A 13972-nucleotide genomic window follows, 5' to 3' on the forward strand; every position below is an offset into this window, starting at 1 on the left:
CTCGGTCATTTCACAGCGGGGGTTCGATCGATCTTGATATCGAACTTCGTCCCTTCCTTGGTGCTGGAGCTCCAGTTGAAACTAAACGTTGTGTGCGGGACACGGGGATTCTTGTCGGCTAAGAGAGGTACGCCGGTGACCTCGCCACCACGTGATTCGCGTGAGACGACTTGCTCGATGGGACGAGGCATGCGCTGAGGCAGAGCGATCTCGTCGGGAATACCTTGTTCATTGGTTTGTTCCACTTCCTTCGGCAACTCACGACGACGTTTGCTCAAGAACTTGCCATCTTGGCTTACGCACAGATCGTACGGCTGTCCGTCGAGGGTGATTTCAACCCAGTACAATTCTGCCCCGCCCTGCATTGCTTCTTGGCGCAGCTTCTTCTGGAGAAGCTTACTCACCAGAATCCCGTCTTCATGAACTTTGGTCTCGTACCAGCGGTCCTCGATCTTGTAAACAACTCGATACGTCTGGTCCTCTTCGTTTTCAATCAGTTCGACTTCGGGAATCTCTAAGTCGTGCAGTTCGCGTCGGATGGACGCCTGAACACGTTCTGGGCATTCTGCCAGGTCGAGTCTTAGATTCGTTTCGTCCGCCGACAAGTGACCGACAAGAAAAGAGAAAACGAAGACCACGAATCCGCAGCGTCGTACCATGATTGGGCTCCTTCCAACGATTAGGCCATGAGTGCTAGTCGCCAATCTAGCTACCTCAGATGGCATTCGCAACTAATTGGGGGAGGCTTGTTGATGCGAGAAGAAGGCGGCGCCACCCAGAACCAGGCCGAATCCAAGCATGATGGCCATCACTTCCAACAAGGTGACTCTTCGGGATTTACGCCTGGGAAGCAATGCTCGTTCGGCTTGAACAAGTTTCCTCCAGCGGCAGTAGTTCAAGAGAGATGAGATCGCTGCAAATACAGAGACGCCCACGAAGGGCCCAAACGCAGTGACAGCTTCCGCCCCGATCGATTGACCACGATACAACTGATTCCCCAGCGTGATCATCGGCAGCCCGGCAAGCAGGGCCGTGACACTAAAGAACCAAGTACAGAAACGCGCCCCAAACATGCTCGTTCGGAAGGTTCCCAGATATTGTTGCGCGGCTACGAGTCCTGGTCCCAGTAAGGCAGCCAGAAATCCGATTGCCGAACCTTCTCGAGCTGAAAGCGTGGTAGCGAGTGCCATCAACCAGCCCGCAAACCACAAGCATAAAGCGATCGAAAGAACCGAGACCGCGACAAGTGACTATGAAGGACGAGTGGCAATAAAGTCAGTTTGTCGTTCGGAGATATCAGCTTTCTCATCCATGAAGTCAGAATATCGATCGCTGCTAGCAACCGCAAGGAAAATGAAACTAGCGCGAAGAGTTCGAACCAACGAGATAGCTGTGGTGACCACTTCACAAATGGCGACGGCTGCTTGCAAGGTGTTTCGACGTCTCCGTTTCGGACATCCGCGGTCGTATCTGGCGGAAACCACCGTGGCCTTTTGTACGTCCAGCGCGAATAATTCTAAACGTAAGGATAATCCGCTAGCTCCTCGTTATGCCGTCAAAGTCGGAACAACTCCTCCAATCGGCGCGGGTCGTTGGGTGTGATTTTGAAGATCGCACCAAACAGATCGGAAAGATGCTAAAGAAAGTACCCCCGAAACTTCGAAATTAACCTTCGGAAGGACTGTTACACACTTGCCAGTTGCAGCACCTGTTGCAGTTGGCTTGAGTTAACAGCCGGCCAAGGGGGGAATCTTTAACAAGCTATTACTGCGCCATGGGTGTGACCTCACTCGTGACGACAGTTGTTCTGTTTGGGTTCTCCAACTGGTCACCGTATCGCCGAACCGCTGCGAGATAGGTGAATCGGGAACGTTCGCAAGAATGTCTTGATGAATCAAATCGTGTGTAGTGGCTCTTGGTTTCCGCTTGAACGGCACGGTTCAGAAGGATCTGAGTACGAGCCACGAGAGAAGCAGCGTTTGTAGCGCCCTGACCCAGACATTGACGAATTGAGACTCTCCCATAGCCGCGTGCGAGGGATCGCCAGAAGAGTCCAAGGCGAAGATGAGGGGCGATTTTCGTGTTTCCGCCAGAACCGGAAACACTGTGGAGGTCAACTCAACGAAAGAGTAATGGAGAGCCTGTGATGAAGGTCTTCACAACAGGACAGGTCGCAAAGATCTGCAAAGTGGCCCCCCGCACTGTGAGCAAGTGGTTCGATTCGGGCCGACTTAAGGGGTATCGTATTCCTGGATCCCAGGACCGACGAATCCCGCGGGAATATTTGATCAAGTTCCTGAAAGAACACGGAATGCCCCTTGGTGACCTGGAAGATGAAGCCATGGCCAAGGTGCTGATCGTAGCTCAGGACCAAGTATTGGTGGAAAATCTGCGTCGCGAACTTCCGCTCGAAAAAGCATTCAAGGTCTGCGTGGCCGCGAGTGGTTTTGAGGCCGGAATTCAAGCCGAAGGTTTTCACCCGGACTGCATTATCGTGGACTTCTCGATCGGTCGTATCGAGGCGTTGCAGATTTGCCAGAATCTGCGTCGGAATCCCGATTTCTCGGAAACGATTCTGATTGCCTTGCTACCCGACGATGGAAGCTCGATGAGCTTCGATCGATCCACGATCAATGAGACGTTCAAGAAGCCGTTTGACGCGGCTTTGCTGGCAGAACGCCTACGAACCTTGATCGGTGCTAAGAAGGAACTGGTCTAAGACCAAGCCTTCGGGGTTACCACAATCCGAGCTTAAAAAGACGCCGCGATGCATTTCGCGGCGTCTTTTTTTTGTGGCTTGCCTCAAGATTTCCAGGTTAACGGTATCACTTTCAATGCGGTTTTTCCCCACAGAAGGAGGCCTTGACCGACAATTGTCGACACCCCAGATGGGCCAGTCTCTGAAGTGGGGCAGGAAATCCTCATAACGCCCCTACTGGAAAAGGCGATATCGACTTAATATGGAGGGTTTCGCGGATTTCGATTGGCGCTCATTTCATGGCCGATTTTACGCATCTCGATAGTTCCGGCGCGGCCCGCATGGTCGATGTCGGACAAAAGAAACCCACGGCACGTGAGGCCGTGGCCGAGGCGTACGTCACCATGAAAGTCGAGACCGGCAAGGCGATCCGCGACAATCAAAACCAAAAGGGTGAAGTCCTCCAGGTCGCTCGCTTAGCTGGAATCATGGCCGCAAAGCGAACCGACGAGCTGATCCCACTTTGCCACGGGCTGCCCTTGGAAAGTATCGACGTCGACTTTGCTTTCGAAGACCCGACAACCTTGCGAATCACGGCGACGGCTCGTGTAACCGCGAAGACGGGCATCGAGATGGAAGCTATGACGGCCGCTTCCGTTGCTGCCCTAACTGTGTACGACATGTGTAAGGCCATTGATCGCGGGATGGAAGTTCGACACATCCGTTTGATAAAGAAGTCAGGCGGCAAGTCAGGGACCTACCAGCGAGATGTCAAACCTTAGGAGGTAGTTTGAAGTCTTCCGTTTTCAGTCTTCCATCAGAGAAGGTGTCAATTGAGCATTTCCTTCTTACCGAATATTGAGAACTGAACACTGATAACTTGACGAAAGTCGAATTGAACGTGAATCCCGCTACTAATCAAACTTCGTCTGCTCCCGAGGCCGGGGCATTGATGCGTTGCTATGGCGGGATCGAATCCGATCTTGCACAAGTTGAAGCGATTCTGAAGCGGGAAATGTCTTCTAAGTTCCCTGCCGTCAGCGATATCGTCTCGTACGGTTATCTGCTCGGTGGCAAACGCCTTCGCCCTGCCCTGGTGCTGCTTTGCGGTCAGGCATGGAGCAATGTCTCATCAGACCATCACAAGCTCGGTGCCGTCCTCGAGATGGTGCACACGGCAACGTTGATTCACGACGATGTACTCGACGGCGCAGAGACACGGCGACATCTGCAAACGATCCATCATCGCTGGGGAACTGAATCAAGTGTTCTCGTGGGCGACTTCCTCTTCACGCATGCATTCTATTTGGCCAGCACCCTTCCAACGACTCTCGCTGCCCGGAAGATCGGTCAGGCGACCAACGTCGTTTGTGAGGGAGAGCTGCGTCAAATTACGACGAAGGGCCGCTTCGACCTGAGCGAAGACGAGTACCTGTCGATTATCGAAGCCAAGACCGCGGCACTTTGTGAATGTGCTTGCGAGCTTGGGGCGATCTATGCCGAGTGCCCGGAGGACGCCGGTAAGCAAGCTGCCGAATACGGTCGTTGCCTGGGAATTGCATTCCAAATCGTCGACGACTTACTGGATATCGAAGGAGACACCGACCAGACTGGCAAAACTTTGGGAACGGACTTGGCCCAGCGGAAGCCAACGCTCCCGTTAATTCATGCCTTGAAAGTCGCACCGGTGGCGACCAAGGCCAAAATGCTTTCTGTCTTGGCGTCAGAAGATCCAGCGCCCGGTCAAATTCAAGCTTGGCTCGAAGAGTTTGACAGCGCCGCCTATGCCCGCGAAACCGCGATTCGATATGTCGAAACGGCACTAGCGGCGGTTTCGCAGTGGCCTGACAACGACGCGACCGCTGCATTACGGCAACTAGCCGAGTTCGTCCTCAAACGCTGCTATTAATGCGGGATGCTACCGAGCGTTAGCCGATAGGGTGGCAATAATCGGTGCGCCGCGTGTCACAATAACCGTATGCTCGAACTGAGCGGTCAAATTCTCTGGATGGGCGATCAACGTCCAACCATCTTTCGCCTCGGTTAGTCGTGTGCTTCGCGTAGACAGAAACGGCTCGATAGCGATCACCTGGCCTAGTTTCAAATGACGTTGATCGTACCGATTGAAGTAGCCTGCAATTCCTTCCGGTTCTTCGTGCAGGCTCCGTCCAATTCCGTGACCGCCGACATTCTTAATCGTTTGAAATCCATTCAGCTTCGCGATACGTTCAATTGCCTGGCCAATTCGGTTGACTGGGGCATCTGCTTTGGCTTCGACAATGGCATCTTGAAGAGCTATCTGGGTTGCGTAACAGAGTCGGGCTTTAAAATCTGTGATAGGTGGGACCACGATCGTTCCGCCCGTGTCTGCGAAGTAGCCATCTAACTCCGCGGAAACATCGACGTTAACGAAATCGCCCGCTTGAATGACCCGCTCGCCAGGAATCCCATGCGCGGCTTCTTCATTCACGCTAATACAGGTTGCCCCCGGAAAGTCGTACGTGACACGCGGTGCCGATCTCGCGCCCATTCGATCCAGCAACCCGCTACCGAGCCGATCTAATTCGGCGGTCGTCATCCCAGCTTCGATCGCGTTGAGCATGGCATCACGAACATAGGCGACTACCTTACCGGTATTCAGCACCCCATTCATGTCGTCCTGACTTTCGATTGTCATCTGCGTGGGATCCTTATTCCGGTGGAGGGTGATCTTTCGCCGGGGGGCGCCACCTTGCTCTTGGGTGAGACACTAATCAGATGTTACTGCAAGATGAAGGCCATCCATAGTACTCGGCCTATCGGCGAAGGGAAGTGACATCGAAGACGGATGGAATCAATCACGATCGTTCGCAGAAGCAGTTGTGTGAAGAATTATTTGACAACGGGTGTGCGCTGCGTCATTTTGATGCCCTCCCCCAAACGAAGCATCCCATTTGTTTTCAAGGTTAAGTGCATGCCCCCGCAAGATTTGATCCTCGGATTAGCCGAATACGCGTTGCAGAAACCAGGTACACTTCTGATGAACTCACTCACCATGGAGATGGTTCAGAAGTATCCCCAAGTGATTGCTCAACTCTGTGTTGAATTGCCAACCGTATCATGGGGAACCGTGCTGAACGTGGGAGAGTCCGACGATGGACTCGTGCTGGAAATACCTGTGAAGCAAGAGCGTCTAGCCGAACACATTCAATCCTTTTCCACAGTTCAAGATGCTCAATGGGCACCACGCGATGGGCACATCTATATGAGCGTACCGACCGATGGGAGTGTTCCGGCGGAAATGATTCAAACGTGGATAGATGATGCCTACCAAATTGTGTCTGACAAGTTGGATGATCGGGGAAGGTTTCTTATTGAACGGATAGCCGTTCCAGGCGATCAGCATCAACTTATCCGCGAGTTGACGGAGCGTCTCGGATTGTCTATGCGAAATTCAGAAATCGCGACGCTCATAAGGCCGGCGATCTTACTGCGATCTCGGATGGTTGAAGGAGACGAGGTCATCCCTCTCGGTGCCTCGAAGCTTGGTGGATTGCCAGATCTGCCTGATGCCGTTGATTGGCCGACGTTTGAACTCGAAGGAGACGAAAAGCCGTTGGCGTTTCTCGGACAATTCGATCTCGCAGAAGCCGCTGACTGTCCCCAGGCGTTTTCCGGCCTTCCTAAGTCGGGGTTGCTTTCGCTGTTTTCAGTTTGGGGATGGATTACCGAGGAAGAGTTCGATCCCGAGTTCCCTGAGGGACCAGAGAATGCTCCTGGCTGGACGGTCATGCTCCACACACCAGCTGCATCCTCTCTGTCGCGGCGTGAACCACCGGACGAACTGTTTCTCTTTCATCCCGCGCCGATCGAGATGATTCCGGTCTTGTCGTTACCGAATCATGCGGAAGAGCCCGAAGTGGCAGCATTGGGCTGGGACGATGATACTTGGGAAACGTTCGACAGAATGCAGGCCGACTTTCGTAGCATTCTGTGGGGACATTATCTGAATGATGTAAGCGCCCTGGCCACGCATTCGCTGGTGGGGGGCTATGCGATGTTCCAGCAGGAGTATCCCGAGGATCTAGTCGGTACTGACAAACGGATGTTGATTCAGATCGGCAGCGATGGCAACACAACGATGGCCTGGGGCGACGGCGGTGAATTGACGTTCTACGTTGACACCTCCGCTCTACAACAGGGGCGTTTCGAGGGAATTGAATGCCACTACCAATGCGGATAGAAAGTCCCTGATTGTTTCGGTCACCTCGTCAGTTATGCTTTAATTAGTCCCTCATGCCCTCTTTTCCTTGCAAGAGACCCACCATGCTATCCACTGCCAAACCTCTCGCTTTCAGCTTGATTTGCGCTACTTTTCTGTTTGGATCTTTGTCATTTGCTCTGGCCGAAAACCCTGGGCCGGAAGGCAACGGTGACTTCGTTGTCGGACCAGAATACAAGGTCGACCCGGCTTTGACTGATCAGGGCAATCCCAAGGGAAAGTACTTCCAGTTCTCGATGCCACTGGCCGAGAGCAAGATCTTCGACGGGAAAGACTCGACGCTAAATCCCAAGAAGAAGGTACGAGCAGAACGCAAGATCTTCGTTTACGTTCCGGCTGAGTACAAAGACGGAACCAAAGCACCCATCTTGGTCATGTTAGATGGGCCTAGTCGGATGAATCTGGTGCGAAACGCCCTGGATAATCTGACGATCTCAAAGGATCCAGCTCGCCGTTTACCTGCGTTCATCGCGATTGGTGTTGAGAATGGCGGTGACGATAGCAAAGGAAGTCAACGCGGTTTGGAATACGACACCATGTCAGATCGTTTCGCACGGTTTATTAACAACGAAGTATTGCCTGCCGTACTCAACAATCCCGAAATCAAAGCTGCCTACCCGAACATCGCTTTCACGAGTGATCCTTGGGGCAAGGGAATCATGGGATGCAGTTCCGGCGGAGCAGCGGCCCTCACCGCAGGCTGGTTCCGGCCCGATTTGTTCCGCCGCATCATCACCTACTCTGGAACATTTGTCGATCAACAGGATGATGACGCACCGGAAGAAAACGAGTACCCACTGGGCGCGTGGGAATATCACTCGGGCATGAAGCTGATCGAGAATTCCGAGAAAAAGCCACTCCGCATCTTCACGCACGTATCCGAGAACGACAACCGCGCGAAAGACCCTGAAGAGACCTATCACAATTGGGTTATGGCCAACTATCGCACGGCGGAAGCATTGAAAAAGAAAGGTTACGATTATCGCTTCGTCTTCAGCAAAGCGACTCGCCATTGCGACGGCAATGTCTACGATTTGACCCTGGCCGATACGCTGGTTTGGATGTGGCGGGGATACGAGGCCGATTAGTCATGGGCCGTTTGTCGGCGGTAAAAGCCTCGGCCGGCTAGACGATCGAAGGTGACTTCGTACTGGTTATTTCCGATTCGCCACTGAGCATGTAGGCCATTAAAAACCTCCTGTTGCCTTCTTCCGTAGCCCCGGCCTGGGCTACGAGGTTTTCCAATGGGTGCGGGTGGTGCGTTTGTGTAGTAACGTGCGACCTTGACGGTATCGTTGATCTCGTCCAAAGAGATGTTGCTGGTTGGTTTCAGTTTGTCGGGCATGCCTGCATGGAACCACTCGCGAAATGCCGATTCGGAAGTCGCGAAATCGCAGTCCAAGTAATTGGGGCCGATTGTCTGGTAACTGACATCGGAGGCATCTATCGGTAGGGTGACCGGCGCTTCTTCGCGATTAATACCAATCGCGCGTTCTTTCGTATTCGCACGGATATGGAATGCAGCGATCCCGACGTAGCCCGCGCAAATGATCACCAGCGCGATCATGTGAATCAGTGAGTACCGACGAATCTTCGTTATCATCGCGCCCTGTTTCCAGGCTCGGCGAAGGCCTTGCAGCCAGACGAAAGTCAGAAGGCCGAACGCCAAACTTGCCAAGCCGATTGAGAAGGTAACGATCAACTCAGCATCAAGATCTGTCCAGCCGTTCGCAAAGTTGAGTACGCAGACAACGAGTACCACGATCCCCATCACGATCAATTGAGTCGTCAAGACGAACGTTGCGTATCGACTTCGATGGACGACTGCCAGATATTGGCAGACAGCGACGACCAGAAACCAGAGGGAATAGGCCAAGTCAGTCGTGACGCGAATCGTATGTGTTGCCAGGAGGCAATGCCCCAGAAAATAGGCGGAAGTGGGAAAGGCAAACCCAATTACCACGAACGCCACCAAGACCATCCACCACGAAGGCACAGGTAATCTGGGCGAATCAGCGCTACCGTCGGAAGCAGACGTGGTGGTTACGAGCCAGTCTAACAATCGTCAAGTTTAAGAGGTAAAGGACTAAGAGGAAGGCTTCGGCACACTCGGAGCGTATTTCTTCAACATCGGTTGAAGTTCATCGACAAAGTCACGGACGTCTTTGAATTCACGATAGACGCTTGCAAACCGGACGTAGGCAACTTGATCGATGGCATGCAAATGCTGCATCACCATTTCGCCGATCTGGCGACTTTCGACTTCCCCTTCGTACTGCGAGTAAATCTCGCTTTCGACCGCCGCCACAATCGCTTCAATTTGAGCTTCGCTGATGGGCCGTTTCCAGCAGGCCAGCGCCAAGCCTCGCTTAATTTTCTCAGGAGCGAATGGCTCGCGGACGTTATCCTTTTTGACAATTTTGATATCAAGCTCTTCGACCCGTTCGTAGGTCGTGTAACGACGCTTACAGTCCAGACATTCCCTCCGGCGGCGGATCGAGAAACTGTCTTGGCTGGCGCGAGAATCGATCACGCGGTCGTGATCCGCTCGACAAAACGGGCATCGCATAAGGCTTACTCGATAACAGGAGAACAGGCCGAGAAATTTTCGCCACGTTCACCAAGGAAACGGCTTGAATCTTCATAGTGTGGCCTGAACTAGCGAATTGAGCAAGCTAAGTATGGAACTACAAAGAAGATAACCTGTATTTCCGTACATCGGTCCGAACGAGCCATTCGTCAAAAGTCATTCGATCCGCGGCTTTTTTGCAGCCGCCCAAGCCTTATAATGCACGAAGATTTTCGGCAAGAATGGTCTCGTTTTTGCGAACAGTTCGATACGCAGAGTTTATCTTATCAACAACCATACGGGCCGAAACCCCTGCCCCGAACAACCATAAGGAGTTGAGCGATGGACGCCAGCCAACCACACGATGCCGGTGATGCTGCCACGGATCCTGGACAAGACGCAGGACAGCCAAATCCCGCCGAAAAGTTTTCCGCAACCCATAAGCGGGGAGAACGTGGCCCAGACGAAACAATCTGGCGAGGCGGTTACTCAGCCGTCGATCAAAGTGGCAGCTTCATGATCTTAGGGCTGATAACGATCGGCCTAATCGCTGGTGGTATTTTCTTCCCACTCGTTCTAATCGCCATCCCAGTGCTCTGGATCATTCAGTTGGTCCGCGTTTGGTGGATCAAAATGGGCGTGGCGTACGAGCTGACCAATCGTCGCTTCATTCACGAATCGGGCGTGATTAGTCGAACCACTGATCGCATCGAAGTTATCGACGTCGACGACGTGACAATTGAACAGGGAATTATGGACCGGATGTTCAATGTCGGTACTATCAAGATCACCTCGAGCGATCGTACCCACCCAGAGCTTCGCTTACACGGAATCAAGGACGTGCGTAAAGTCGCGCTGATGATCGACGATGCTCGCCAGGCTGAACGAGATCGACGCGGTGTTTACATCGAATCGGTTTAGTGCCAATTCATTCGATTGATCGAACAGGATCCATGCAATGTGGATCCTGTTCTGGTCGTCTGACGATCATTTAATCAACGAGCGAAGTGTCGCCAAGTTCTTTGCATCGAATGAAACGCCGTCTTCTTCCCCTTTGGGCGTTTCCAGATACATCGGAATCTTCTTAAATCGGCGATCATTTAGAAGATGGCCGAACGCTTCCGGACCGATCTTACCTTCACCAATGTGATCGTGCCGATCGACCCGGCTCCCCAGGTCTTTCTTGCTATCGTTCAGGTGGATTGCGCGCAACTTATCGAATCCGATCAACTTACTGAAGTCCTTGAACGTCGCTTTGAAATCCTTCTCGTCGGATATTGGATAGCCCGCAGCGAAGATGTGACAGGTGTCGAGGCACACGGCCACGCGTTCTCCGTCCTTCACGCCTTGTAGAATCGATTGCAAGTGCTCGAACTTGTGGCCGATGCATGTTCCCTGCCCCGCGGTTGTTTCCAAGAGCAGCGTCACTGGACAGTCGGGAAGCTCTTTGTGCAGACGATCGATCGCCACGATGATCCGCTCGATTCCTTCTTCCAGAGTCGCTTCGACATGGGCACCCGGATGAAACACAAGATTCGGGATGCCCAACTTCTCGCAACGCTCCATCTCGACCTTCAGCCCTTCGACCGACTTCTCCCACAACTCGTCCTTGGGCGAGGCTAGATTGATCAAGTACGAAGCGTGACACAGCGGTGCTTCCACCTTCCGTTCGGCCAAGGCGTTTTGAAACAGGTCGACATCCTTATTCGAAATCGCCTTGGCCCGCCATTGATTGTTGTTCTTGCAGAACAGCTGAACACAATTCATCTCAACATCGGCCGCCGCATCAACTGCTTTATAATATCCGCCAGCGATCGACATGTGGGCACCAAGAAGGGGCATCTGAGGCATCAGTTCAATCCTGAAATGTAATCGCAAGTTGCGAACTTGCGACTAGATCTAGAGTCCATGATTCGTTCGCAGAAAGAGCGAAAAGCGAACATCGTGTAAACCACCAAGCAGCGTATCTTACCAGATCAGCGGTTTCTCTTCTTGCTTCCAAAAGAGCCACCGGCGAGATTCATGGTGTTTTGAGTTCCCGATCACCATGGGATCCGGGCTTGCTTGGTCTAGGTCAAGTATACTGAGGAATCCGGCGTAGGTCGTAACGATCAACTGTTTCCCGTCGGCACTAAGATCCATGTTGCCAATGGTAGAGCCTAGGAAGTGTCGCCACCTGGCGTTACCTTTCAAATCGAAAGCACGCAAGTAGCCGCTGGCATCGCCGATAATGAACTCGTCGTCTCTTGCGACCGCTGCGTAAACACGCGAGCCCTCTTCCAGCGTGGTTAGGCGTTTGTCCGGTTGATATGGCTCGGTTTGAAGGCCAGGCAATAAGTGGGTGGGAACGCCAATCGTTATCCCGTTGTAGAAGTGACACGAATTGAACGCGACCATATTTCCATCGGAACTGAATACCGCGTAATGCGGGTACTCGCTTAAGTGGCCAACCTCCGAAATCAGTTTGTACGTCTGGGCATCAAATACATAATGCAGGCTCGACTGGTGCCCGGCTGCTATCAATCTTCCATCTGGCGACAGGCAGGCATGTTCCATTGAAAGGTCGTACGAGGGCGTATCGTCCGGATACTCTTCTTGCAACCACTGAAAGTGCTCTTCAAGCTGTTCCAGCGTAGGGAGCAGTCTAATCGTTTCGTCTTCCGTCATGACGAATACTCCGTCAGGGCTTACTAGCAATGCCCTATCGCCCGTGTCAAAGGGAATGAGTTGCGTGATTATCGGAGGCCCATCGATCGAATCAGTTTCAAAACCATCTGGAATTCCTTCCCGACCGGTTGGCCAACGCAAGTGGACGCTTTCGGTCCCTTCCCAACCGAGACTAATCGTCACTCCATCCTCTCGCGCAACAGCAAAGAAGTTTCGATTGGGAGATCGACCGATCGTGATCACGTCCGATGCAACTGGTGAAATCTGTTTGTCATCGATGATGATTACCTTCCCAGTTTCATAGGAAGCACCGATTCGCACGATAATTCTGTCATCGTCCAAGCAGAAAACGGTTGGCAAGCTTTGACCATTTTCATCAAGCATGTCGATGAAAGGCCCGTGTGCCCGGGGAAAACGTTGGCCTAAGTTATCTGTTGCGTCGGTTTCATTGGCTCGGCGAATTGCTTGAAGTATTCCTTCGGCAAGCGACTGCCGCGTATCCTCCGGTTGTTGTTCTTGAAAGTTTTCCCAGCCAGCCTCTTCGCCGAGTTGAACATAATGGTTGATCGCATTGACGTATCGTTTGCTTTCGTCAATCCAGCGACGCGACAACTCTTCAAAGGTCATACGAATTGCGTCGGAAGAATCAGGTTCATCCATCATGGCAGAATCTGCTTAGAAGGTTATCCAATAGTGGAGATGATGTTCCCCGCACCGTCCTTGATATCGACCGGAATCACTTTGAGTACGATCGCAGGAAAGTCCGAGATTGTATACTCGCCACGAATGGGCTGCAGTGACTGGCCCAAACGGATTATCGATTCCGGTGGCAAGGTGACTTCGAGGCTCGTGTCGTCGACGCCCCATTTCAGTGACTCGTCTACTGTGAAAAGGACCGCCGTGTTCTTACCGTAAACGATTACCGGCTTATCTTGCTGCAAAACTGAGTTGATCATGGTTTTCAGTTGAGAAACGACTGTCGCCCCGATTTCGATTTCGAGTCGTCCGTCAACCTCCCGCCACTGAGCAAGAGTGCCAAATACTTGGTTCTGCTGACTCTGGGGATCGACTGAGGTGATCGCAGCTAATACGGCTGGGTTATCCAGAATTGAAACGCGATAAATATCGGTAATCGCTAGTGGTGTTAAAGCCGTGACGCGTGCCGCAATCGGGCGGAAGTAACCTTTCTGCACCAAGTCATATTCGTCGGTAGCCAGTCCTACAAGTTGGAGAAACTTCACTTGCCCATTAGGCGTATCAATTACGTCCAGTTCAGGGTCGAGGAAGAAGAACCCAGCCGTGATATCCGTGACCTCGTTCATCGCGATGGGGCCGTTGAACGGTAAGTGGTGCCGCTCGTCGAAAATGTTTCCAGAGGAAAATACATACCTTGCCAAATTCTGGAGAAAATTGAGCGGCCAAACCGGAGGATCTTCTGGAGCATCCAGTGAACATGCAAGTCGAAAGGTTAGCTCGAAGCCGTATCCACTGAATTCTGGATCGTCCGTTTCCTTTTCGTACAACTCAGAAAAGCCATAAGTCACGTAATGGTAATGAGGCTGTGGCGCTAAATTCTTGTAAACACTAATACCTTGTAGCGGGGCGTTTCCACCTAAACTCATCGGCAAGATAGTACCGAAATGCTTCGGTTCACGGTCGCAATAGATTCGCCGAAGTGCACCGTCGATTGCGTCCCATCCGATCGGTTCGAGTTCATTATCATCAGTGTCAAAGTTCATACGGCACGCTCTTAACACGCGGGTAAAAGTCGACGCGG

At 52.4% G+C, this 13972-nt stretch carries 14 protein-coding genes; 6 read left to right on the forward strand and 8 right to left on the reverse strand.

From position 1 onward, the window contains the following. Positions 1 to 5 precede the first annotated feature (5 nt). Entirely contained in the window at positions 6 to 659 is a 654-nt protein-coding gene (locus C5Y83_RS04980) for a hypothetical protein (protein WP_105328556.1), read from the reverse strand. A 72-nt stretch (positions 660 to 731) separates the two neighbouring features. After that, complete coding sequence (locus C5Y83_RS04985; RefSeq protein ID WP_146117635.1) at positions 732 to 1190, reverse strand: hypothetical protein; 459 nt, start codon at positions 1188 to 1190, stop codon at positions 732 to 734. A 956-nt stretch (positions 1191 to 2146) separates the two neighbouring features. Between C5Y83_RS04985 and C5Y83_RS04995 the strand changes: the two genes are divergently transcribed. From C5Y83_RS04995 to C5Y83_RS05005, 3 genes are all read left to right on the forward strand, one after another. Further along, positions 2147 to 2719 (forward strand): helix-turn-helix domain-containing protein, encoded by a 573-nt coding sequence (locus C5Y83_RS04995; RefSeq protein WP_105328559.1) that lies wholly within the window; start codon positions 2147 to 2149, stop codon positions 2717 to 2719. A 278-nt stretch (positions 2720 to 2997) separates the two neighbouring features. Next, positions 2998 to 3480, forward strand: coding sequence for a cyclic pyranopterin monophosphate synthase MoaC (gene moaC / locus C5Y83_RS05000; protein ID WP_105328560.1), 483 nt, complete (start codon positions 2998 to 3000; stop codon positions 3478 to 3480). Positions 3481 to 3599: 119 nt separating this feature from the next. Further along, the gene (locus C5Y83_RS05005) at positions 3600 to 4607 is read left to right on the forward strand and encodes a polyprenyl synthetase family protein (protein WP_233207105.1); all 1008 of its coding nucleotides are present in this window, start codon (positions 3600 to 3602) and stop codon (positions 4605 to 4607) included. A 9-nt stretch (positions 4608 to 4616) separates the two neighbouring features. On the opposite strand, the gene map is transcribed toward C5Y83_RS05005, so the two are convergent. Beyond that, positions 4617 to 5375 carry a type I methionyl aminopeptidase gene (gene map, locus C5Y83_RS05010; RefSeq protein ID WP_105328561.1) on the reverse strand — a complete coding sequence of 253 codons (759 nt, stop codon included), beginning with the start codon at positions 5373 to 5375 and terminating at the stop codon, positions 4617 to 4619. Positions 5376 to 5651: 276 nt separating this feature from the next. On the opposite strand from map, the gene C5Y83_RS05015 reads away from it, so the two are divergent. Beyond that, a complete protein-coding gene (locus C5Y83_RS05015) occupies positions 5652 to 6920 on the forward strand; it encodes a YwqG family protein (RefSeq protein ID WP_158262235.1) in 1269 nt (422 codons plus the stop codon). An 83-nt stretch (positions 6921 to 7003) separates the two neighbouring features. After that, positions 7004 to 8047: an alpha/beta hydrolase gene (locus C5Y83_RS05020; protein WP_105328563.1), complete on the forward strand. Its 1044-nt coding sequence runs from the start codon at positions 7004 to 7006 to the stop codon at positions 8045 to 8047. Here the strand turns inward: C5Y83_RS05020 and C5Y83_RS05025 are convergent. Both C5Y83_RS05025 and nrdR read right to left on the reverse strand, forming a co-directional pair. Next, the gene (locus C5Y83_RS05025) at positions 8044 to 8931 is read right to left on the reverse strand and encodes a hypothetical protein (RefSeq protein ID WP_146117636.1); all 888 of its coding nucleotides are present in this window, start codon (positions 8929 to 8931) and stop codon (positions 8044 to 8046) included. The genes C5Y83_RS05020 and C5Y83_RS05025 overlap by 4 nt on opposite strands. A gap of 114 nt (positions 8932 to 9045) precedes the next feature. Then, a complete protein-coding gene (gene nrdR / locus C5Y83_RS05030; RefSeq protein ID WP_105328565.1) occupies positions 9046 to 9528 on the reverse strand; it encodes a transcriptional regulator NrdR in 483 nt (160 codons plus the stop codon). Between the two features lie 342 nt (positions 9529 to 9870). On the opposite strand from nrdR, the gene C5Y83_RS05035 reads away from it, so the two are divergent. Then, positions 9871 to 10449 (forward strand): PH domain-containing protein, encoded by a 579-nt coding sequence (locus C5Y83_RS05035; protein ID WP_105328566.1) that lies wholly within the window; start codon positions 9871 to 9873, stop codon positions 10447 to 10449. Positions 10450 to 10515: 66 nt separating this feature from the next. On the opposite strand, the gene C5Y83_RS05040 is transcribed toward C5Y83_RS05035, so the two are convergent. From C5Y83_RS05040 to C5Y83_RS05050, 3 genes are all read right to left on the reverse strand, one after another. Then, positions 10516 to 11379 (reverse strand): deoxyribonuclease IV, encoded by an 864-nt coding sequence (locus C5Y83_RS05040; protein ID WP_233207108.1) that lies wholly within the window; start codon positions 11377 to 11379, stop codon positions 10516 to 10518. 117 nt (positions 11380 to 11496) lie between these two features. Continuing rightward, positions 11497 to 12858: a WD40 repeat domain-containing protein gene (locus tag C5Y83_RS05045; protein WP_105328567.1), complete on the reverse strand. Its 1362-nt coding sequence runs from the start codon at positions 12856 to 12858 to the stop codon at positions 11497 to 11499. A gap of 20 nt (positions 12859 to 12878) precedes the next feature. Further along, positions 12879 to 13934 carry a suppressor of fused domain protein gene (locus C5Y83_RS05050; RefSeq protein ID WP_105328568.1) on the reverse strand — a complete coding sequence of 352 codons (1056 nt, stop codon included), beginning with the start codon at positions 13932 to 13934 and terminating at the stop codon, positions 12879 to 12881. Positions 13935 to 13972: the final 38 nt, after the last annotated feature.

The sequence above is a fragment of the Blastopirellula marina genome, assembly GCF_002967765.1.
GTDB lineage: Bacteria > Planctomycetota > Planctomycetia > Pirellulales > Pirellulaceae > Bremerella > Bremerella marina_A.